This window comes from Asticcacaulis sp. AC460, from assembly GCF_000495795.1.
Taxonomy (GTDB): Bacteria; Pseudomonadota; Alphaproteobacteria; order Caulobacterales; family Caulobacteraceae; genus Asticcacaulis.
The window spans coordinates 186,025-207,769 of the sequence record NZ_AWGD01000031.1 but is presented as its reverse complement, the minus strand read 5'-3'; the positions used below and the strand labels follow the sequence as shown (position 1 = coordinate 207,769).

Annotated in this window: 22 protein-coding genes; 9 read left to right on the top strand and 13 right to left on the bottom strand. The window is 62.0% G+C overall.

Annotated elements, in window-relative coordinates; translation table 11 throughout:
• Positions 1 to 4 precede the first annotated feature (4 nt).
• The 6 genes from ABAC460_RS41345 (at position 5) to lldD (ending at position 6,034) form a co-directional block, all read left to right on the top strand.
• The gene (locus tag ABAC460_RS41345) at positions 5 to 1,210 is read left to right on the top strand and encodes a CaiB/BaiF CoA transferase family protein (RefSeq protein WP_031237155.1); all 1,206 of its coding nucleotides are present in this window, start codon (positions 5 to 7) and stop codon (positions 1,208 to 1,210) included.
• Entirely contained in the window at positions 1,203 to 2,258 is a 1,056-nt protein-coding gene (locus ABAC460_RS41340) for an extracellular solute-binding protein (RefSeq protein ID WP_023454678.1), read from the top strand. Before ABAC460_RS41345 ends, ABAC460_RS41340 begins: the two co-directional genes overlap by 8 nt.
• Complete coding sequence (locus tag ABAC460_RS41335; protein WP_023454677.1) at positions 2,255 to 3,025, top strand: enoyl-CoA hydratase/isomerase family protein; 771 nt, start codon at positions 2,255 to 2,257, stop codon at positions 3,023 to 3,025. The genes ABAC460_RS41340 and ABAC460_RS41335 overlap by 4 nt, the downstream gene beginning before the upstream one ends.
• Positions 3,026 to 3,145: 120 nt before the next feature.
• Entirely contained in the window at positions 3,146 to 4,114 is a 969-nt protein-coding gene (locus ABAC460_RS41330) for a 2-hydroxyacid dehydrogenase (protein WP_023454676.1), read from the top strand.
• A complete protein-coding gene (locus tag ABAC460_RS41325; RefSeq protein ID WP_081716628.1) occupies positions 4,065 to 4,886 on the top strand; it encodes a kinase in 822 nt (273 codons plus the stop codon). Before ABAC460_RS41330 ends, ABAC460_RS41325 begins: the two co-directional genes overlap by 50 nt.
• Entirely contained in the window at positions 4,883 to 6,034 is a 1,152-nt protein-coding gene (lldD, locus tag ABAC460_RS41320) for an FMN-dependent L-lactate dehydrogenase LldD (protein WP_023454674.1), read from the top strand. Before ABAC460_RS41325 ends, lldD begins: the two co-directional genes overlap by 4 nt.
• 447 nt (positions 6,035 to 6,481) lie before the next feature.
• Here lldD and ABAC460_RS41315 read toward each other — a convergent pair whose 3' ends face one another.
• The 5 genes from ABAC460_RS41315 to ABAC460_RS41295 all read right to left on the bottom strand — a co-directional run bounded on the left by ABAC460_RS41315 (position 6,482) and on the right by ABAC460_RS41295 (position 11,764).
• Positions 6,482 to 8,605: a right-handed parallel beta-helix repeat-containing protein gene (locus ABAC460_RS41315; protein WP_023454672.1), complete on the bottom strand. Its 2,124-nt coding sequence runs from the start codon at positions 8,603 to 8,605 to the stop codon at positions 6,482 to 6,484.
• A gap of 191 nt (positions 8,606 to 8,796) precedes the next feature.
• Positions 8,797 to 9,642, bottom strand: coding sequence for a fumarylacetoacetate hydrolase family protein (locus tag ABAC460_RS41310; protein WP_023454671.1), 846 nt, complete (start codon positions 9,640 to 9,642; stop codon positions 8,797 to 8,799).
• A gap of 225 nt (positions 9,643 to 9,867) precedes the next feature.
• Positions 9,868 to 10,593 (bottom strand): SDR family oxidoreductase, encoded by a 726-nt coding sequence (locus tag ABAC460_RS41305; protein ID WP_023454670.1) that lies wholly within the window; start codon positions 10,591 to 10,593, stop codon positions 9,868 to 9,870.
• Positions 10,594 to 10,674: 81 nt separating this feature from the next.
• Complete coding sequence (locus ABAC460_RS48500; RefSeq protein ID WP_023454669.1) at positions 10,675 to 11,295, bottom strand: hypothetical protein; 621 nt, start codon at positions 11,293 to 11,295, stop codon at positions 10,675 to 10,677.
• Positions 11,296 to 11,329: 34 nt separating this feature from the next.
• On the bottom strand, positions 11,330 to 11,764 hold the full coding sequence (locus tag ABAC460_RS41295) for an Lrp/AsnC family transcriptional regulator (RefSeq protein ID WP_023454668.1): 435 nt from the start codon (positions 11,762 to 11,764) through the stop codon (positions 11,330 to 11,332).
• Between the two features lie 114 nt (positions 11,765 to 11,878).
• Here ABAC460_RS41295 and ABAC460_RS41290 point away from each other — a divergent pair, with 114 nt between their 5' ends.
• Positions 11,879 to 12,766, top strand: coding sequence for a DMT family transporter (locus ABAC460_RS41290; RefSeq protein ID WP_023454667.1), 888 nt, complete (start codon positions 11,879 to 11,881; stop codon positions 12,764 to 12,766).
• Positions 12,767 to 12,894: 128 nt separating this feature from the next.
• Here ABAC460_RS41290 and ABAC460_RS41285 read toward each other — a convergent pair whose 3' ends face one another.
• The 8 genes from ABAC460_RS41285 to ABAC460_RS48495 form a co-directional block, all read right to left on the bottom strand.
• Positions 12,895 to 13,320: an NUDIX hydrolase gene (locus tag ABAC460_RS41285; RefSeq protein WP_023454666.1), complete on the bottom strand. Its 426-nt coding sequence runs from the start codon at positions 13,318 to 13,320 to the stop codon at positions 12,895 to 12,897.
• Positions 13,320 to 14,936 (bottom strand): inorganic phosphate transporter, encoded by a 1,617-nt coding sequence (locus tag ABAC460_RS41280; RefSeq protein ID WP_023454665.1) that lies wholly within the window; start codon positions 14,934 to 14,936, stop codon positions 13,320 to 13,322. The genes ABAC460_RS41285 and ABAC460_RS41280 overlap by 1 nt, the downstream gene beginning before the upstream one ends.
• A gap of 217 nt (positions 14,937 to 15,153) precedes the next feature.
• Entirely contained in the window at positions 15,154 to 15,750 is a 597-nt protein-coding gene (locus ABAC460_RS41275) for a hypothetical protein (protein ID WP_023454664.1), read from the bottom strand.
• A gap of 94 nt (positions 15,751 to 15,844) precedes the next feature.
• Positions 15,845 to 16,339 carry an SRPBCC domain-containing protein gene (locus ABAC460_RS41270; RefSeq protein WP_023454663.1) on the bottom strand — a complete coding sequence of 165 codons (495 nt, stop codon included), beginning with the start codon at positions 16,337 to 16,339 and terminating at the stop codon, positions 15,845 to 15,847.
• Positions 16,323 to 16,679 (bottom strand): ArsR/SmtB family transcription factor, encoded by a 357-nt coding sequence (locus tag ABAC460_RS41265; protein ID WP_023454662.1) that lies wholly within the window; start codon positions 16,677 to 16,679, stop codon positions 16,323 to 16,325. Before ABAC460_RS41265 ends, ABAC460_RS41270 begins: the two co-directional genes overlap by 17 nt.
• Before the next feature lie 135 nt (positions 16,680 to 16,814).
• A complete protein-coding gene (locus ABAC460_RS41260) occupies positions 16,815 to 17,228 on the bottom strand; it encodes a helix-turn-helix domain-containing protein (RefSeq protein WP_023454661.1) in 414 nt (137 codons plus the stop codon).
• Entirely contained in the window at positions 17,225 to 19,099 is a 1,875-nt protein-coding gene (locus ABAC460_RS41255) for a methyl-accepting chemotaxis protein (protein WP_031237150.1), read from the bottom strand. The genes ABAC460_RS41260 and ABAC460_RS41255 overlap by 4 nt, the downstream gene beginning before the upstream one ends.
• A 252-nt stretch (positions 19,100 to 19,351) precedes the next feature.
• Entirely contained in the window at positions 19,352 to 20,095 is a 744-nt protein-coding gene (locus tag ABAC460_RS48495; protein ID WP_023454659.1) for a helix-turn-helix transcriptional regulator, read from the bottom strand.
• A gap of 372 nt (positions 20,096 to 20,467) precedes the next feature.
• On the opposite strand from ABAC460_RS48495, the gene ABAC460_RS41245 reads away from it, so the two are divergent.
• Positions 20,468 to 20,782, top strand: coding sequence for a hypothetical protein (locus ABAC460_RS41245; RefSeq protein WP_155914702.1), 315 nt, complete (start codon positions 20,468 to 20,470; stop codon positions 20,780 to 20,782).
• 97 nt (positions 20,783 to 20,879) lie between these two features.
• On the top strand, positions 20,880 to 21,695 hold the full coding sequence (locus ABAC460_RS41240; RefSeq protein WP_023454657.1) for an NIPSNAP family protein: 816 nt from the start codon (positions 20,880 to 20,882) through the stop codon (positions 21,693 to 21,695).
• Positions 21,696 to 21,745 lie beyond the last annotated feature (50 nt).

Sequence of the window (21,745 nt, the reverse complement as noted above, 5' to 3'; positions counted from 1 at the left end):
GAAGATGTCCGTTCTCAAAGGTATCCGCGTTCTCGACTGTTCCATCGCCATGGCCGGGCCGTTTGCCGCCCAGCGCCTGGGTGATATGGGCGCCGACGTTATCAAGGTCGAGCCGACCACCGGCGAATGGCAGCGCCACGCACCGGCCGGCGGCGCCTGGGGCAAGGAGATCAATGTCTCCTTCCTGTCGCTGAACCGCAACAAACGCTCCCTTGCCGTCGATCTGAAAGCGCCCGACGGCAAGGCTTTGCTACTGGAACTGGTCAAGACCGCGGATGTCTTCCTGCAAAACTATCGCCCCGGCGTGGCGGCGCGTCTGGGGGTCGATTACGAGACTCTCTCGGCCATCAATCCGCGCCTGATCTATGTCTCCATGTCGGGCTATGGCGAAGACGGCCCGTACAAGAACTATCCCGGCCAAGATCTGCTGCTGCAATCCATGTCCGGCGCCATGATGTCGGCGGGCCGGGCCGGTGAACCGCCGTCGCCGGCAGGCCAGTACCTGGTCGACGCCATCACCGCCTATTCCGCCTTCGAAGGCGCCCTGGCGGCCCTGTTTCACCGCGAACGGACGGGGGAGGGACAAAAGGTCGAGGTCAATATGCTCGACGCCATCACCACCATTCAGATGCAGGAACTGTCGGTCTTCACCGTCGGGCACAAGCCCCAGGCGCGTTCGGCCGAACCGCACGCCCACTGCTATATCCGCGCCCCGTACGGCGTGTTCCGCACCAAAGATTCTTACCTCACGATCGCCATGGCGCCGCTGAAGCTGCTGGGCGAACTGCTGGGCGATCCCTTCTTTGAGCACCTGCAGGACCAGACCGATTCCTGGACCTATCGCGACGAAATCTATGCCCGCACCCAGGCAGGATTGATGGCCAAGACGACCGAGGAATGGCTGGCCCTGTTCCGTGCCGTCGATATCTGGGCCGGGCCGGTCTATGGCTATGAGGACCTGGTCAACGACCCCCAGATCGCCCACAACGGCACCTTCGTCGAATACGACCACCCGACCGAAGGCCGGGTCAAGGTGCCGGGCTTTCCGATCAAATTCTCCAAGACGCCCTCGGCCATCGAACGCGGCGCTCCGCGCATCGGTGAACATAGCCGCGAAGTCCTCAAAAGCCTGGGCAAGAGCGACGCCGAAATCGACGCCCTGTTGAGCAGCGGTGCCGTGCGCCAGGCGCCCGAACTGCAACATGCTTAAGGGCCTGACTTGGGACCACCCGCGCGGCTTCAATGCGCTGGACGCGGCGTCGAAACGCCTCGACCTGACCTGGGACAAACACAGTCTGGAAGGGTTCGAAACCCACCCCATTGCCGACCTGTGCGCGCGTTACGATCTGGTCGTGCTGGACCATCCCCATGTCGGAGAAGCGGTCGCCGCCGATTGTTTGCAGCCGCTCGAAGACGTGTTCACCGCCGAAGAGATCGCCGGCTGGGCGCGCGACTGTATCGGTCCCTCCCTGGCCAGCTACCACTATGCTGGCCGCCATTGGGCCTTGCCGCTGGACGCGGCGACCCAGGTCATGGCCTGCCGCGCCGACTTGATGGAGACAGTTCCGGTAACCTGGAAGGATGTTCTGGCGGCGCCGTCCCTGGTCATGTCGCTGTCGGGACCGCATGCCGCCCTGACGTTTCAGTCGATCTGCGCCAGCCTGGGCGACCGCTGTGGCGGGCGCAGCTTCGTCAGCCACGATACCGGCGAAGAGGCCTTCGACCTGCTGGCCCGGCTTGCCGCCAAAAGCCCGGCCAGACTTCGCGACGCCAACCCGATCGCCATCCTGCAATACCTCTGCGACCACGACGACATCGCCCTGTGTCCGCTGGTCTATGGCTATGTCAACTATGCCACCCGCCTGCGCTTCGCCAATGCGCCGTCAGGTCCCGGCGGTATCGGCAGCACCCTGGGCGGCACCGGTATCGGTATTTCCAAAAAATGTGAACTGACGCCGGAACTGCTGGATCACCTGCGCTGGCTGATGTCGCCGGACGCCCAGATCGCGTTTATTCCGGCCCATGATGGCCAACCCTCGCTGCGCGCTGCCTGGCGCGATGACGGCGTCAATGGGCGCTGGGGCGACTTCTACCGCAACACCTTCGACACCCTGGAAGCCGCCTATGTCCGCCCGCGCCATGACGGCGCCATCCGGTTTCAGACCGCGGCCTCGCAGCGCCTGCGTGACGCGCTTTACGACGGTCGGACGCGCAACCTGATCGACGATGTAAACGCCCTGTATGAGGCCACCCTATGAGTGATGAATTGTTGTTTGAGGTGGACGGCCACGTGGCCGTCATCACCATCAACCGTCCCGCCAAGCTGAACGCCATGACACCCGACATGGCCCACGCCCTGGAAGACGCCATCGCGACCTGCAATGCGTCGGACACCATCCGCTGCATCATCGTCACCGGGGCAGGCGAGCGCGCCTTCTGCGCCGGCTCGGATATCCGCACCCTGGACGACTACGAAACGCCGTGGCAGTTCCGTAACCGCGACGACTATTGCGATGCTATCCGGCTGTGCCTGAAACCGACCATCGCAGCGGTCAACGGCTACGCCTTCGGCGGCGGGCTGGAAACGGCCATGTCGTGCGACATCCGCGTCGCTTCGACCAATGCCCAATTCGCCGCGCCGGAAATCAAGCTGGGCTGGATCGGCGGCGGCGGCATGGCGGCCGGCCTGGTCCATTCGGTCGGCGCGTCCAATGCGGCGCTGATGATTTTGACAGGCGACCCGATCACGGCCCAGAAGGCCGAGCAATGGGGCCTGGTGTCCGAAGTGGTCGAGTTGGCCGACCTGCTGCCGCGCGCCCGGGCGATTGCGCAAACCGTCGCTTCCCGCGCCCCCATCGCAGCCGAGACCGGTAAGCTGAACCTGCGCGCTGCCCACACCATGCCGTATGAAAAGGCGGTGGAGTACGAACGCGACCTGCAGACCATCTGTTTCGCTACCGAAGATGCCCGCGAAGGCCGCGCTGCCTTCAAGGAAAAGCGTGCACCGCTCTTCAAGAGACGATAGAGAACAAACTCTCCTCTCCACGTTGCCTGCCGGCGAGGCTGGGGAGGGGGACCGCGAAGCGGTGGAGGGGTATCTTCACTGTCTGCGTCGACACGCTCCCCATTTCCCGACCGAGCTCCCATGACCAAGCCGAAGATCCTCATCACCCGTCCCTGGCCCGCCGGCGCGCAGGCCTATATGCAGTCGCGCTACGACGTCACCGTCAATGATGCCGCGCCCCTGACGCCGGCGCAACTTGCCGAGGCCATGACGCAATACGACGCCCTGTGCCCGACCGTCACCGACAAGCTGACACCGGAGGTCTTCGCTACCCCCAATACCCGCGTCAGGATGATCGGCAATTTCGGCGCCGGCTACGAACACATCAACATCGACGCCGCCAAATCCGCCGGCATCGTCGTGTCCAACACCCCCGACGTCCTGACCGAAGCCACCGCCGATATCGCCCTGATGCTAATGCTGATGACGTCGCGGCGCGCTTCGGAAGCCGAGCGGCAACTGCGCTCCGGCGGCTGGAAAGGCTGGGGCACCACTGCCTTGATGGGCCAGTCGCTGCAGGGCAAGACCCTGGGCCTGGTCGGGTTCGGCCGCATCGCCCAGGCGACAGCGCACAAGGCGCGCACGGCCCTGGGCATGGAGATCGCCTATTACAGCCGCCGCCAGGCCGCCCCCGACATCGAAGCCGCCCACGGCGCGCGCTACGTCGCCTCGCTGGACGAACTGGCGGCCCAGGCCGACGTCCTGTCGCTGCACACGCCGGGCGGGCCGGAAACCCACCACATGGTCAATCACCGCCTGCTCAGCCTGATGAAGCGCTCGGCCATCCTGATCAACACGGCGCGCGGTTCGGTGGTCAAGGAAGACGACCTCGCCGAGGCCCTGGCCGCCGGCACCATCTGGGCGGCGGGCCTGGATGTCTACGAACGCGAGCCCATCGTCCACGACGCCCTGTTGCCGCTGGACAATGCCGTGCTGCTGCCGCACCTGGGCTCGGCCACGGTCGAGACCCGCGAAGCCATGGGCATGCGGGCGGCACGCAATGTCGATCAGTTCTTTGCCGGCGAGGCCGTCGGTGACCGGGTCGCTTGACCGTGTCCACGCCGCCGTCGTGCTATGGAGCACGCCGGGCCGGCCGTTCGTCCTGGGCATCTGTGGCGCCCAGGGCTCGGGTAAGTCGACCCTGTCCCTGGGCCTGAAAACCCAGCTCGAAGCCGAAGGCCTGAAGGTCGCCCTGATCTCGCTCGACGACCTGTACCTGGCGCCGGAAGACCGGCCCACACATGTCCACCCGCTGTTCGCCACGCGCGGTGTCCCCGGCACGCATGACATCGAACTGGGCATGCAAACCTTCGATAGCCTGCTGGCCGGTAAACCGACCGCCCTGCCGCGCTTCGACAAGGCCAGCGATCGGCCTTTTCCCATCGAAGACTGGCCCGTGGTGACCTCGCCCGATATCATCCTGTTCGAAGGCTGGTGCGTCGGCGCGAACTACCAGTTCGACAGTGAACTCGACACGCCGGTCAACGCCTTGGAACGCAAGGAAGACCCGGACGCTATCTGGCGGCGTCATGTCAACAACCAACTGGCCGGGCCGTACCACGACCTGTTCGCCCGAATCGACCGCCTTATCCTCCTCGCGGCGCCCGGTTTCGAGGTCGTCCAGGCCTGGCGGACCCAGCAGGAGCACGACCTGTCCCGCATGTTGGAAAACGAGGGCCGCACCGGTAAAAAAGTCATGTCCGACGCCGAAATCGCGCGTTTTATCCAACACTATGAACGCCTTACCCGCTATATCCTGCGCGAAATGCCGGTGCGGGCCGACCTGACCCTGCACCTGGATGCCGACAGGGGATTGCTATGATCATTTCCGCCGCCACCGACTACCGCGAAGCCGCCCGGCGCAAGCTGCCGCGCTTCCTGTTCGACTATCTCGACGGCGGCTCCTACGCCGAAATGACCCTGCGATCGAATGTCGACGACCTGTCGCGCCTGGCCCTGCGCCAGCGCATCCTGAAAAACGTCGCCGACCTGTCGCTGGAAACCGAACTGTTCGGCGAAAAACTGGCCATGCCGGTGGCGCTCGCCCCGGTCGGACTGGGCGGCATGTATGCCCGCCGCGGCGAGGTCCAGGTGGCCAAGGCGGCCAAAAAGGCCAACATTCCCTACATCATCTCGACCGTGTCGCTGTGCCCGCTGAAGGAGATTGTCGAGAAGTCCGGCCACAATGTCTGGTTCCAGCTCTATGTCCTGAAGGACCGCGGCTTCATGAAGCACGCCTTGGAACGTGCCCAGAGCCTGGGCGTGACCAAGCTGATCTTTACCGTCGACATGCCGGTGCCGGGCGCGCGCTATCGCGACAAACATTCGGGCATGAGCGGCGATTTCGGCCCGATCCGGCGGATGGTCCAGGCGATGTTCAAGCCGCAGTGGGCGTGGGATGTCGGGGTCAACGGCACGCCGCACGATCTGGGCAATGTTTCGGACTACCTGGGCAAGGCGACGGGCCTGGAAGACTATATCGGCTGGCTGGGGGCCAATTTCGATCCGTCGATTTCGTGGCAGGATCTGGAATGGATCCGCGATTTCTGGAAAGGCCCGATGATCATCAAGGGCATTCTCGATCCGGAAGACGCACGCGATGCCGTCCGTTTCGGCGCCGACGGCATCGTGGTGTCGAACCATGGCGGCCGGCAACTGGATGGCGCCCTGTCGACGACGCGCGCCCTGCCGGCGATTGCCGACGCGGTGGGCGACGAGCTGACCATCTTGGCCGATTCCGGCGTACGGACGGGGCTGGATGTGGTGCGGATGCTGGCTTTGGGCGCCAAGGGCGTGTTGCTGGGCCGGGCCTATATCTACGCCTTGGCGACGGGCGGCGAAGCGGCGGTGACCAACCTGCTGGGCCTGATCGACAAGGAGATGCGCACGGCCATGGCCCTGACCGGCGTGACGCGCATCGACCAGATCAACGAAACCCTGCTGGCTGAGCGCGTGAACCGGAATTTATAATCAGCAAGGCCGGTGTAATTTTACCACGGAAGGCACCGAAACCCCGCTGCGCGGCGACACGAAAGGCACTGAATTCCAGTAGCTGAAACGCCCGCGCGAAGCGCCTTCCTGCCTTGGGCAAGATACGACGCACATGTATCGGAGTGTCCTGAATTCCGTGTTTTCAGTGTCGCCGCGCAGCGGCCTCCGTGTGTTCCGTGTTCCTCTTAAATGCCTCAGATAAACCGGAGGCTTCTAAGAGGAACACGGAAAACACTGAAGCGCCGCCTGTGGCGGCGTGCACGGAAGTCACGGAATTCCGGTTGAAGGAACGGACGGAGTATGACTTGAGGCAATATCAATTATTGCGCTTCGCGCGGGAGATTCAGCTACCGGAATTCCGTGCCTTTCGTGTCGCCGCGCAGCGGGGTTTCGGTGCCTTCCGTGGTTTGATTCCACCGTAAGCGTTTACGGCTTGCTCCTCGGCACGTGGAACTTGGGACACTTGCCGCCCGGGTAGTCAGTGGGATTACCCGGACCGTTACAGGTCTCCGCCTGGCTCTGCTGCTGCGGTTTGACCTGCGGCTTCTCCCGCGCTGCCGGCAGATCGGCCCCGGCCTTTTCCATCACCTTGCGCGCTTCCGCCGGCCAGTCCTTATCAGTGACCAGGTTGTCCTGAGCGACACTATTGCCCGACTCGGCATTCCACCGCCCGCCGACCTGGTTGCTGTCGTGCCAGTTCCCGGTCGCCACATTGTCGGTGGTGATCCCGCGCTTATACTGCTTGCCCACCGTATTGGCGTTCAGCCACCACCCACGCGTCTCCACCACATTGCGCTCGATCCGCAGATGCTTCGAACCCTCATCGACATAGATGCCGATGGCGCCGCCGATATCGGAGATATGGTTCTCGCGGATTTCGCCGCCCGGATTGGCCGACAGATTGTAGATCGCCCCACCGTCCTTGTACCAGGTCTTCACACCGTGCACCCGGTTGTTGGCGACGATCGTATTCCTCAAGGTCGTCGGCGTGTCATAGACCTTGTTGACTTCGTAACCGCGCTGGTTTTCGCGATAGTTCGGATTGCCGCCGGCGTCGTTGTAACCCCAGCCCCAGCCGATATCGATCGCATCATACGGCGCTTCGGAAATATCGTTGTGCACGATCTTCGCGCCATCGACATAGGTCGTCAGCACCGCGGCATTCTCTTTATAGTCCTGTGACACATTCGTTATAACATTGTTTTCAATCACAATATTCCGATTGACCAACCGCGGATCGTCCGGATGGTGCGCCGGCTCCCGCACGCCCCCGGCCATGACCGCGCCGCCACCCAGCATCGAAAACCGCGAATTACGCACCGTAACGCCGTCGGCCGCCAAGCCCTGACCCGAGGCGTGAGCATTGTCGTCATTGCCGATCCCCAGCGCGATCTGGCCCAGATGCGTGAAGCTCATCCCGTCAAAAACCACATTCTTCGCCGCCGAGACCTGCACCGCCGCTGGCATCTGGCTCCACCTCTGACGCAGGGTCTCGAACTCGACGCAACCCCACCCGCAGCTCCTATAGGCATCGACCGGCCGCGACGCAGCGGTCTCGACCAGATAGGCGCCGCTCTGCTGGCTGGCATACCCGGTCGGCAGAGACGGCCCCATCCACGAGGTATGCGACAGATGCAAACCCTTGAAACTCAGGTTCTTCACCGGCGCATCCAAAGTCCCACCAATGCTGATTAGGTGATCCAACCGCGGCAACACCACGCTCAACGTCGCAACATCCGCGTCGGGCGGAATGCGGATATAGAGCTTGCCGGCGTCTGGATCGATGTACCACTGGTAAGAATTGGAGTGCCACTGATTGGTCACCCCGAATAACTCCGGCGCATTGACCAGGAACAGCCGCGAATCGTCCGGAAAGATCGGGCTCGAAATCGTGTCATACCCGAACGTATTATTGTCCCACGACGGCTGCTGCATGATCAGCGTATCGCCGTCGATCGCCTTCACCGGGGCATAACGGTCGGTGAAAAAGCCGGTATATTCGACCTCCAACCGGTTTGGCTGCTTCAGCTTGGCGATATAGCCATGCTCTGCATCCTTGAGGATCAGGCTGGTCGGCGTGAACTCGACATCCTCGCGCTTCAGCTCGATCTTGGGCCGTTCGGCCGTGACGCCGTTGATCCACAACTGACGCGAATCAAGCCCCTTGGGTGTGTCAGCGACATAGACGTTCTTGTCGGCATCAAACAGCGTGAAACCGTTGACCGTCATGCCGCCGGAAATCAGCGGGTCGGCCTTGGATGCCGCCTGCCAGGTCACAGTAAACTTGCCCTGACCACCATCAGCCGTGCGGAAATTCAACGGCTTATCCAGCACGTAAACCCCGTCGGCCAAGGTCACGATGACATCGTCCTTGGCGTTGACGGCACGTACGGCGTCCTGAGCGCGGGGCAGGGTGCGGAATGGCCGCGACGCGCTGCCGTCACCACTATCTGAACCCGAAGGTGACACATGGATGCGAATATCCGCCAGCGCCGGGGCGGCAAGAGCCAGGAGGGACGCGGACAACAACAGGCAAGCGATACGCGGCATAGGCTTCCTCCGATTATTTTTATATGATGTATGATGAATTTTGCACGGAAAGAAACCTGACGCAATAAAAAAGGGCACCCAAAGATGCCCTTTTAGATTTGAGTGGTTCTTACTTTCTTCTCCCGCCCCGTTCTTCACGGGGAGGGGGGACCGCGAAGCGGTGGGAGGGGTTTACTGTCAGCGAAGATTTCTCAGGCCGCTCCGACCGTTTGCTTCTGACTCCCCAGCCCTTGGATGCCCAGTTCCATGACATCGCCGACATTGAGATAGATCGGATCCGGCTTCTGGCCCAACCCGACGCCCGGCGGCGTACCTGTGGAGATGACATCGCCCGGATGCAGCGACATGAACTGCGACACGTAATGGACCAGGAAGGCCGGCTTGAACACCATGGTTGCTGTGTTGCCATTCTGAAACCGCTTGCCGTTGACATCCAGCCACATCGACAGGTTGTTGACGTCGCCGGCCTCATCTTTCGTGACCAGCCATGGGCCGATCGGGCCGAAGGTATCGCAGCCCTTGCCCTTGTCCCAGGTGCCGCCGCGTTCGATCTGGAAGTTGCGCTCCGACACGTCGTTGATGGTGCAATAGCCGGCGACATAGTCCAGCGCCTCGGCTTCGGAAACGTAGGAGGCCTTGGTGCCGATGACGACGCCCAGTTCGACTTCCCAGTCCAGCTTGGTAGATCCGCGCGGCTTCAACACCTCGTCATTGGGGCCGACGATGGCCGAGGTCGCCTTCATGAAGATGACGGGCTCATCCGGCACGGGCAGATTGGATTCGGCGGCATGGTCGGCATAGTTCAACCCGATACAGATGAACTTGCCGACACGGCCAACGCACGGCCCATAGCGCGAGCCTTCCGGCGCCAGCGGCAGTGAACTCGGATCGATAGCGGCGATCTTCGCCAACCCGTCGGGCGACAGCACACCGCCGGCTATATCATCGACATGGCCGCTAAGGTCGCGGATCTGGCCATCGCCGTCGAGCAGGCCGGGTTTCTCGGAGCCCGTAGGGCCAAAGCGGAGCAGTTTCATAGAGAGGTCCTGTGGACTGAGGAGTTTGTGGTTTCGGCTGTAGGAAGGGTTGTCCACAGATAAGCCAGATAAGCCAGATAGACAGCGTTTCTCACGCCCAATCCTGCCAATCACGTATCGACGCGCCTTGCGCGTCAGTAAAAAGCTTTAGAATTCAGAGCCGTCCGTGCCACCGGCGCGGATCATCTGGCTTATCTGGCTTATCTGTGGACAACCCTTCTTTCTTTAATTGAGCCAACCGCCGTCGATAATATGCGCCTGGCCGGTGGTAAAGGTGGATTCGTCCGACGCCAGGTAAACCGCGAACGCCGCCAACTCTTCCGCAGTGCCCAGCCGCCCCGAAGGCTGCCGCGACAGGAACACCGCCCGGCCCTTTTCATAATCGCCGGTATCCCGCATCCGCTGTTGCAAAGACGGCGTATCGATCGTCCCTGGACAGATGGCGTTACACCGGATGCCCTGCTTGACGTGGTCCGCCGCCACAGCCTTGGTCAATCCGATGACGGCGGCTTTCGACGCCCCATAAGCCAGCCGGTTCGCCACGCCTTTCAAGGCCGCCACCGACGCCATGTTGATGATCGAGCCCGAACCGCGCGCCAGCATGCCGGGCAAGACGGCCCGGATCATGCGAAACTGCGCCGTCACGTTCAAAACAAAGGCAAACTCCCAGTCCGCATCGGAACAGTCCAGAATGGTCCCGGCATGGACCACCCCGGCGCAGTTATACAGCACGTCGATATCGGGAAACTCCGCCGCGATGGCGGCGACCGCTGCCGGATCGGTCACATCCAAAGCCCGCAACGCCGCGCCGTCCAAACCCTCCAGCAGATCCAGCCGCACATCGGTGGCAATGACGGTGGCGCCTTCGCGCAGAAAGGCTTCGGCAGCGGCCCGGCCCATGCCCTGGGCGGCCGCGGTGACAAGGGCGGTTTTGCCGCTCAGACGACCCATAGCTCACATCCTATACATAATACGTATGATGATTTGTTCTAGGTGTCACAGCTTCCCAAGTCAAGCCGGCCTGGCCTAAAATTACGGCAGAGCCTCAGCTGTGGCCTTGCCAAGCGCCGTATCCGGAGGCGGCGGTGAGGCGACGGACATGACGGCGATGTAGAGATACAGCGCAATGTGCAGCCCGACCGCGGCGGCAATCAGCCAACGCCGCTTTGTCCAGGCAGCCGCGCCGATCAGGATGACATAGATCGACAAAGAAACGCCATAGGCTGTGGCCAGCGCCTCGGCGTTGTCACGGGTCAAATTAACCGCTATTTGCGCCCCGCCCCCCAGCAGGTTGGCCACGATCAGCAGATACAAAATCGAGCGCTTGTTCGCCCAGAAATGTTCGTCCAGGGGGACCGGCGTGTCGCTCTCGTCGGGGAAAACCAAGGCGGCGGCGATAAAGTACACGACCGCAACGACCAGTCCCCCGACCAGCAAGCCGTAGCTGAACGGCAAGGTCCTGAAATTGACCCAGGCGGCGTCCCAGAAAGTCGCGATATCCAGCGCCACGAACACCGCCAGCAGCGGCGTCAGCCATCCGACGCGCTGCGTCCGCCTGTGCTTGAAGGCGCGCGCCGCACCCGTAGCCAGCACCGCCACCGACAACCCCAGCAACAGGCCATAAAAGCTGAAAAAGAATTCGAATGCGCTCATCGGGGCCCTCCCATGGCGACACTATCGCGGTGTTCTACAGCGGCGGCAAGCGGCGTTTGACCGGTTGGGACTTCACGATCGACGTGCTGGTTTCGGCCTTGTCGGTGATCCGGTCCAGGATCTGGTCCAGTTGTGCGATCGACCGCAAAACCAGCCGCGCAATAAAGCAGTCATCCCCGGTCACCTTGTCGCATTCGATGACTTCGGGGATTTCGGCCAACAGATTCTGGACGATATACAGCTTGCCGGGGAGGGGCTTGATCCGGACGATGGCCTGCAGGCTATAGCCCAACGACTCCAGCGCGACATCGACCGTAAAGCCCTGAATGACTCCGCGTTCCTCCAGCCGCCGCAACCGCTCCGACACGCTGGGCGACGACAGCCCGACCCGCGCAGCCAGGTCCTTGACGGACAGGCGGGCATCTTCGGCCAGGACGGAAACCAGACGGCGGTCGATATCGTCGATCATAGGTAATAGGCATCCATAAGCTTACATCATTAGGCATTATGTCGAATTGGCCTAATCTTGTCCATGGATGTGATGGGCTTGACCTTATAGATTCTGTGGCTCAAGGAGTTGGCTATGGATATGAAGACGCGCGGCACGGCCGAGATGACGGCGGCGATGATGATTTCGGGAACGATCGGCTGGTTCGTGGTGCAATCGGGCCTGCCGATTCCGCAACTGGTCTTCTGGCGCTCGCTGTTTGCCGCCGTGACCCTGACGGTGGTGTGCCTGGCCATGGGGCTGCTCAAGCCCGGCGTCATCACCTGGCGCCAGGCCGCCCTGGCGGCTGGCGGAGGCGTTGCCGTGGTGTGCAACTGGCTGCTGCTGTTCGAATCCTATTCCCGCGCCTCGATTTCGGTATCTACGGCAGTCTACAACACCCAGCCCTTCATGCTGGTGGCCCTGAGCACCTTGTTTCTGGGCGAGAAGGTGACCGCGTCCAAACTGGGCTGGATGGTCGCCGCCTTTGCCGGCGTGCTTCTGATCGCGCAAGGCAAGCCCGGTGAGGCCGGCAGCGATTATCTGTTGGGTATCGCTTTGGCCGCCAGCGCAGCGTTCCTGTACGCCGTGGTCGCCCTGGTGGCCAAACAGCTGAAGGGCGTTCCGCCGCACCTGATCGTGCTGATCCAGGTGGTGGTCGGGACGATGGTGTTCCTGCCGTTCGCCCGGTTCGACAACCCGATGAACCCTCAGGCCTGGACGATGGTGGTGTCGCTGGGCGCCCTGCACACCGGGGTGATGTTCGTCCTGTTCTATGGCGCCTTGCAGAGGCTGCCAACGACCCTGGCCGGCACTTTATCGTTCATCTACCCGGTGGTGGCGATCATCGTCGACTATCTCGCCTTCGGCCACCGCCTTGTCTGGACGCAGTGGCTGGGCGCGGCTGTGATCCTGCTGGCCGCCGCCGGCATGACCCTGGGCTGGTCGTGGCACCGGCGCGAAGTTTCGGGTCAAGGGGGCTAGCCCCCTTGCCGCCGGAGGCCCTGCTTTTAGAGCGCATCCCAAAAAGTGTGACGCACTTTTTGGATAAAGATGCGCGTCAAAACAGAAACTTAGAGCGCCGATCCGATTCTTCCGGGTCGAAACGCGCTCTAAGTCAGCGGAAACTGCAATCCGCCGACCAAATCCCGCAAACCGGCGTCGCTGAGCATCGTCAGCCCCTGCTCGGGTGACACCCACACGAAGGTGCGCTGGCCGGCTTCGGGCCAGTACGCCAACTGCCGCTCGACCCGCAGCAGATAGACATCGACCTTCACCAGGGAAGGCGCCTCCACCCCCTTGCGCACCTTGTCATAGGTAAAGCTGCCGACCGGCGTCTCATCGATCTCCCCGATCAGCCCGGCTTCTTCATAGGCCTCGCGCGCGGCGGCCTGGGCATCGCTCAGCCCTTCCATCGGCCAGCCCTTGGGGATGATCCAGCGTCCGGTCCCGCGCGACGTGACCAGGAGCAGTTCGACGCCGCCATCGCTGTCCGCGCGATAGGGCAGGGCGCCGACCTGGAGATAAGGCATATTCATCAGAACAGATACCGGAACAGGACGTACAGCAGGCCCGAAATGACGATGGTCGCCGGCAGGGTCAGCACCCACGCCAGGGCGATGCCGCGGATCGTGCCCCACTGCAGCCCGGCGCGGTTGGCTGTCATGGTACCGGCTATGCCGCCCGAGAGGATGTGGGTCGTCGATACCGGAAGCCCCAGGCGCTCGGCGGCGAAGATGGTCACGGCGGAAACGATGCCGGCGGCGGCCCCCTGGCCATACGTCATGCGCGAATTGCCGATCTTTTCGCCCACCGTGACGACGATCCGCCGCCAGCCGACCATGGTCCCCAGCCCCAGTGCCAGGGCGGTGGCGACCTTGACCCAGTCCGGTATGTAGCGCGTCATGTCGTTCAGCGTCCCCTGCAGCCCCTCCAGCGCCCGGACCTCGGCGGCGGGCAAGGCGGTTTTGCTGGACTTGACGATCCCCAGCGCACTGTTGACCAGGTACATGTCGTTGCGCAGTTGAGACATTTCCGCTGTCGGCACGTTCTTCAAAGAACCGTGCGCGCGAAGTTGCGTCTCGATCTGGCCGGTCATCATGGCCAGGCAGGCGAACAGATCGGGCGTGTCGATCCGCCGGTTGCGCACCGCGGCATTGACGGCGCTGCGGGCGATGTCGAGCGTCGGCACGCTTGTGCCCTTGGCATGGGCGGTGAAGGTGGCTTCGCCGGCCTGAAGTGTCGCCATGTAGGCCGGCTGGCGCGCATCCGGCAGGCCACGGTTCAGCGCATAGGTGGCGGGCGCTACGCCGATCAGGATGATCATGATCAGGCCCATGCCCTTCTGGCCGTCATTGCCGCCGTGCGCGAAGGACACGCCGGTGCAGGCGGCGATCAGCGTTGCGCGGATCCAGAACGGCGGCGGTGCATCGCCAACCGGAGCCTCGTAAAGCTTGGGAATGCGGATAAGCAGCTTCATGCAGATGAGCAGCAGGCCCGCGGCGGCAAACCCGATCAGCGGCGAAAACACCAACGCCTTGCCGATCTTGGCGGCCTGGCTCCAGTCGATGCCCGAGGTGGCGTTGACGACCGAAGTCATCAGCTGGTTGGCGATGCCGACGCCCATGATCGACCCGATCAGGGCATGCGACGACGAGTTGGGAATCCCCAGCGCCCATGTGCCCAGGTTCCAGATGATGGCCGAAATCAGCAGGGCGAAAATCATGGCATAGCCGGCCGCCGTGCCGACGGCCAGGATAAGCTCGACCGGCAGCAGCAGGACCAGGCCGTAGGCCACGGCGCCGGTCGATGCCATCACGCCCAGAAAGTTGAAGACGCCCGACCAGACGACGGCGGTCAACGGCTTCATGGAGTGGGTATAGATGACGGTGGCGACGGCGTTGGCCGTATCATGAAACCCGTTGACGAACTCGAATCCGAAGGCGATCAGCAGCGCCACCCCCAGGAACAGGAAGGCCCCGATGGCGATGGGCTGGCCGATGCGCAGCGCGTCTTCGTGGACGCTATACCCGACATAGAGCAGGCCCAGGACGATCGGCACCAGGAAGATGGCGCCCGACATCCAGACATTGGACGGTGGTCGGTCCTGCCGGGCGGGGGCCAGCTTTTCGGTCTGTGTCGAAGCGTCGAACATGTGCGTCTCGTGGCGACGAAAGGTGCGCTTCTTTGACAGGTCGGCCCCAAAGAGTCGATTAGATTTATGACAGTTTTATGACAGCTGATGGCAGGACCATCGCAGCTTGAAGCACAAGCTCCCTCCTCTCCACCTCCCTCCTCTCCACGAAGTGGGGAGGTGCCGGCGAAGCCGGCGGAGGGGTATCTTTCAGCTAGCGAATAACGGGCATCGCTGCTTATCGTGCTTCCACCCGTACCACATCAAGCCTGACCATCTGGCCGGGCAGGGGCGTATCCGTTACGCCTTCGATCACCTGCTGTCGGTCGGCCCGGCCCTCCGCGCCATTATCGATCTGCCGGTCATTGCCGTCGATGGCGAGGACCGTGACGGTCGCCCCCGCATCCACCCGAATGACCGCCTCAAAGTCTTCCTTGTAGATCGTATGCGACACCGACGGATAGTTGTTCAGCGTATAACTCTGCTGCGGTGATGACACATCGATGCGCCATTGCGAATAATCCGGCGTGCGGGTCTGTCCTCCCGTATACCAATACGGATGCGCCGGATCGACCACCGCGCCGCCGTCCATCGTCGTCGGCTCGAAGAGACCGCGCACGCGCAGGGTCACGTCATAACTGGCGCCGGTCTTGCCGCCGAAGACGAACGAGCTCTCATGACGCCGGTCGTGCAGACAGGTATCGGGCTGCGCTGTATTCTCGCCGACGCAGGCATCATGCAGGAACAGCCCATGAAAGCCTTTGGCGGCGTCCCCTGGCCCGGTCGCGCAACCGCCCAGACAACATAAGACCGCCACCCATCCTGTCGTCCGCATCCTGTTTCCCCTTTGCTTTTCGCCGGTGGGTCATGCCTCAGACTATACGACGCGCCTTGAACCACGTCATGCACTTGTTTGCTGGTCTCCGAACCTAGGCCTCGGTCCCGAACGTCCCCAGCACCTCTTCCAGCTGACCGAACTGTTCGTCGAACCCGCTTGTGGCGCCGGACACCAGGGCCTCATCGAGTGCTTCCTTGGTCGGATACAGGTCGTGCCAGGTGACCAGGGTCAGATCGCCCCCGCTTTCAAATGTCACCGTCGTCACGGCGCCCTCTTCGTCGCCTTCTTCATTGGTCCAGACGATGCGTTCGTTCGGCACGACATCCAGATACTTGCCGAAGAAGGCCATCGGCTCTCCCATGGCAGGGTGACTGATCACCAGGCGGTAGCCGCCGCCGGTCCGCACATCCATTTCGCACGACAATATGGTCATGCCGAACGACTTGGGCGTCCACCACCGTTTGAACAGTTCGGGATCGCTCCACGCCTTGAAGACGATATGCGCCGGGCCGTTGACGGTCCGCGTTACGACGAACTCGCGATCCGAGATCCGTTCAGCTGTCGTGCGGTTATCCTTGTCGGTCATGGTGTCTCTCCGCTTGCTTTAATTCTTCGACAATCTCATCCAGCGCGTCGAACCGTTGCGCCCAAATCTGGCGGTGACGCTCGATCCAGGCCGCTTCTTCCGCCATGGCGCGCCCCCCCAGCCGGCAGGTCCGCACGCGCCCGACCTTTTCGGTGGTGACCAGCCCGGCCTTTTCCAGGACGCTGACGTGCTTTTTCATCCCCGTCAGGGTCATGTGAAACCGGTCGGCCAGATCGGTGATCGAGGCATCCGACCGGCCGAGCTGCTCCAGCACGCCACGGCGGGTGTGATCCGACAGCGCGGCGAACGAGGCATCGAGGAGAGTCACATGCTGAACCATTTGGTTCAGTATTTATCTGAAGATTTGGAGGTGCGCAAGACCGGATTCGGCGAAGACTTCGAAAGGTGGCCCTCGGATGGGCTGCGTCCGCCGAAAGCAAAGCACGTTTACGCGGGAATGCAGCTCGCTCTGGGCTTAGCCCTTTCGGCGAGAGATGCGCCGCACGGCGTTCATGACAAATTTTCTCTCTTCGGCCTTCAGGCCGCGGAAGTGGTCGAGCAGTTGCGCTTCCTCGGTTAGAACAGTGTTGGTTTCCATATCCGATGCCGTGGTGAGGGGCGCTGAACCGCGGGTTAGCCCCTCGAAGCAATAGTCAATCGGCACACCTAGCGCCTTGCTGATCTCATAAAGTTTTGACGCACTGATGCGATTGACGCCGCGCTCATATTTCTGCAACTGCTGAAAACTGACCCCCAGACGGGCCGCCAGACCTTGCTGCGAGACGCCCAGCGCCTTTCTGCGCAGGCGAACCCTTTGGCCCACGTGGACGTCGACCGGATGAGGCTCGGTGTCCGGGGAGGATGTCGAAGGTATGAATTTGTCCGTCATGCGGCGCGAATCCCGTTGAGGAAGCCACCGGCTGCGCCTTGCAAATCCTGCATCTGCGAAGACAGACGGTGAATTTCGTTGAGTGCCTCGCCGGCCTTCAAACCGGTATGCCCGGCGATTTTGGACAAGTCCCCGACCGTATCGGCGATGTCCCGCGTCGAGGTTGCAACCTCCTGGGTCGATTGCGATATCTCGTTGACGGCGGCGGATTGCTGACCGACGGAATCCAGGATGCCCTGCGAAATCTCTTTTAGCCGCAGAACGCCATCGGACACGATGACCATGACCTCCGCCGCGTGGGCTGTCGCGTCCTGCACGCCCTTGACCTGGAGGTTGATTTCCTGCGTGGCACGGGCAGTTTGCGCGGCCAGAGCCTTGACCTCGGCCGCCACAATGGAAAAGCCCCGTCCGGCCTCGCCGGCTCGGGCGGCTTCGATCGTTGCATTAAGCGCCAGCAGATTGGTCTGCGAAGTGATGGTAGAAATCAGACTGACGGCACTCCCGATGCGGTCCGCCGCCACCTTCATTTCGTCAACCACGCGCATGGCGGCTTCGGCCTCACCGGCAGCGACGTCGGCAGCCTCTGCGGCGATGTGCGCCTGCGCGGCAATGGTTTGTGAAGATGCGGACATTTCCTCGGTCGCGCTAGCCACCGACTGAACATTCATGCTGGTGGCTTCCAGTTGCAACGCGGCCGCGGCGCTGCGACGCGACGTCGTATCGGCGTCGCTGGTCAACTCGCCTGCGGAACCGGTCAGACTTTGAGCCGATAGCGCCAGACGCTCGACGACCGTTCCCAGCGTCCGCTCGAATTCGTCAGCCAGGTTCAACATAGCGGTACGTCGAGCATTGATACCGGCCTCTTCGGTTTCGTGCTGGATCAAACGCATCCGTTCGGTTTGGGCGAGTGTGTCCTTGAAGGCCGACAGCGTCTGTACGATCACGCCGGTTTCATGCCGGTCCGACTGAAAGGGAACGGTCGCGACGTCCTCGCCGCGCGTCAGCTTCTGCATCAGGCCGGACAGAATGGTCAGCCGCCTGGCCAGCCCGGTGCCGATCAACTGGCTAAGCCCCACCGCCGTCAGGAGGGCGAGGAACGAAAAGCCGAGTTGCAGCGACATGGTTGCTTTCGTCCGCGCCATCCGTGCGTTCAACAAAGCGCTGAGTTCGGCGTTGCCGCTGACGAAAAGCTCGCCCGAAGCCGCGACCAGTCGCGTCCAGCCCTCGTCGCCCTTATCGGTCTCGAACGCCTTGGCTGCCGCGTCAAACGCCGCCAGCTTTGCTTCGAAGTCTGCGTCGGGCTTGCCGTACATCCGGCCCTTGGAGGACCTTTCCGCGTCTTCCATGACCTCGCCGACGGCGCTGTGGAATGCGCTGCTGTCCCCGGACGTTCCTGGCGCGGCGCTACGGAGTTTGTAGCCTTCCATCATGACGTCGGGCAGCTTAGCCGTCAGCACGTACATCATGTAAAAGCTGTCGAGGTCGGGATCGAGAGTCAGATTGGAGCCGTCGGCAACCCGATGGATAAGGTCGTGTCCAGCCTGCATGAGCGCCTGGCCACTGGCGTTTTCCAATTCGGAGACCGCGCCGGCATCGGCTATATCGGCGTGCTTGTCCGCGAAACTTTTCAGCGCCGCAAGGTCCGAAGCCGGAACGGAGTCGTCCGTCGCGCCGGCCGCAACCATCTTCCACAGTGGCACCAGCGCTTCGGTGCCCGTCAGCTCGCTGGAAGCAAACGTCATAACCGCCATGTGCGCCTGGATAAGGAACCACGCCGTCACACAAACGGGGACCAGCACGATGACGCTGAGAACGCGCATACGTGTGACAACGCTCAAACTCGCGTTAAAGCCGTCCAGAAATCGAAACATTTTGCCCCGTCGCCTTTTTCAACCCTGCCGGCGCCTTGCCAACGCGGCCTTCGAAAATGGGGGGTAAATTCCTAATCGTTTGTAAATTGATGCTTACGCCGTTGTAACATTCATTGACGGGCATAGTGAATGCAAGCTTAGCGAAGTATGTCTGCGTGCAAAAATTGCAAATGCGAATATATTCAGGATAAATTACGATCTGCGTCGGCGCATTGTAAAATTCTGCAAACCCTGCGGCCGGTAAACTGGGCCCTATCGAATCAGGTTCAGCCGCAAGGCATCGGCAATGGCCTGCCCGCGATTGCGCGCGCCCAGCTTGCGGGTAATGAGCTTCATGTAGCTGTTCACGGTTTCGGTCGTGAGGTCCAGCTTTTCGCCGATCTCTTCGCTCGTCAGCCCGCGGGAGGCCAGGTCCAGGCAGGCCTTCTCCCCGGAGGTCAGCCCGATCTGCTGATTGAAGCCATCCAGCACCGGCTCACACAAATCCAGGTGAAACCTGCGGGAAAACCAGCTCAGAATCGTCATTTCCTCTTCGGAGAACGCCGCCGCGCGGGCGTATCCGGCGGTCCCATAAAGTTCCCCCGCGGCATTCCATTGTGAAAATATAACCCGCGGCGGAATATGATGGTCGTCCAGCAACCGCATCAAGGCGCGAACCTCCGGTCGTGCCTTCACATCCGCCGGCACATCGAACCACGACAGGTCGGGCCTGTCCGCGGTCACAAGGGTCAGCAGCGGGTCGGCGCGCACCAGGCCGGAGGCGTGATAGGCGGCGATCCCGGCCGCAGGCATGTCGCTCATGAGCACCATGTTGGCGCCGGTGTGGCAATTGTCGAGATCGACCCCGCTGAAGAAGAAATAGTCGAACGGAATGATCTTGCGCAGGCTTTCGATGATCGCCTGGTCATAGGCCGGATGATGCATCCGAAGTTCGGCCAGTTCCTCGATGGCAAATTCACGCGCAGCCAGCAGGCGGGTACGAACATAGGACGGCATATTGGGCAGACTCTCTAAAGCGCAATCCGATAAAGTGTGCAGCACTTTTCGGAAAATTGCGCGTCAAAACAACAATCTGGAACGGGGTTTTGATACTGCCAAAACGCATCTTGCGCCAGACTGGAAACAGACGCGGTCAGCTCTACCTTGTGACAGGGCAAATTGCAAAATCGTGGCCCGCGAACACCGATCACGACCGCACCGTAAGAATCTCTTAAGTTCCTGGTAATAAAGCGCCTCCATTTTAGGGTAACTGGCTGCGATGCGACGGCTGACGGGTTTTTGTCCGCCCATCTTTCGCGCAAATCATCCTTGACCGCCGGCGCCAATCTTGCACCGGCCTAACTCTGTTTTACCGTGCAGGTGAATGCCGTGACAAAGAATCTTATTGCCCAGCTGCTGGCGGACCTGGACGCGGAGCGCGCCCCGTATCCGGCCATCACGCAGGTTTTCGTGGACATCAGCCGCGCCACCTGGCCCAGCTTCTTTTCCGGCCGCCGCATCGAAATGCTTACCGGGTATGTTGAATTCAACCTGATGGCCTATATCTTCGGATACGCGGATCTCAAGGATGTCGTTTCGCGGCTGGCCCGGGTGTTGGACCTGGCGTCACGGCGCGATAATTTCCTGATCATTCTGCTGTCGTCCGACCTTGAGGCGGAACATTCCGGTCGTTTTGCAGCCTGATACCGAGCCTGTATGCGGCGTGCAGGTTTTGCGTTAGAAACCCTGATGACGGTCCAGGCCACCAAAGGCCCATATGCGGGCCGAAAGACAGGTGGAAATGACGTCCCTTACCCAACCACGTCGCGGTCGTTTCGTGCGCCACGCCGCCGCCATCATTATCGTCGCGGCCATCGCCCTTTTTGCCGCCTGCGCCACCCGCGGTGAGAGCGTCCCGTCGCCTCAGGTCGGCCTGTACGAACTTCGCATCTACACGGCCGCCGACGGCAAGATGTCCGAGCTCGACGCCCGCTTCCGCGATCACACGATCGGGCTTTTCCGCAAGCACGGCATGACGCCGATCGCCTTCTTCCATCCCGAAAATCCCGACGACCACCGCCTTATCTATCTCATGGGCTACAAGGACCGCGCCGCGCGCGACGCCGCATGGAGCGCCTTCGCCACCGCCCCCGAATGGAGCGAAGTGCGCGGCGCCAGCGAGGCCCACGGCGCGCTCACGAGCAAAATCGAAAGCCTGTTCCTGGTGCCGACCGACTACTCTCCGGCCCTCGACCTCACCTCGGCCGCGCCACCGCGTTATTTCGAGCTACGGACCTACACCACCAATCCCGGCAAGCTGGAAAATCTCCACACCCGCTTCCGCGACCATACGCTGGGCCTCTTCGCGAAACACGGCATGACCAACATGCTCTACTGGCGCCCGACCGCTGACCAGCCGGCTATGGACAACAAGCTGGTCTACCTGATGGCCTACCCCGACAAGGCCGCGCGCAACGCGGCCTGGGCCGCCTTTGGCGCTGACGAGGCATGGAAGAAGGTCGCCGCCGACAGCCAGGTGGACGGCCCGATCCTCACCGCCACCGGCGGCGTTGTTTCGGTCGAGATGAGACCGACGGACTACTCGCCGCTAAATTAGGCCCGTACTATACAAACGGCATTGGCCTTTAACCGTTAGCGCGAATGGCT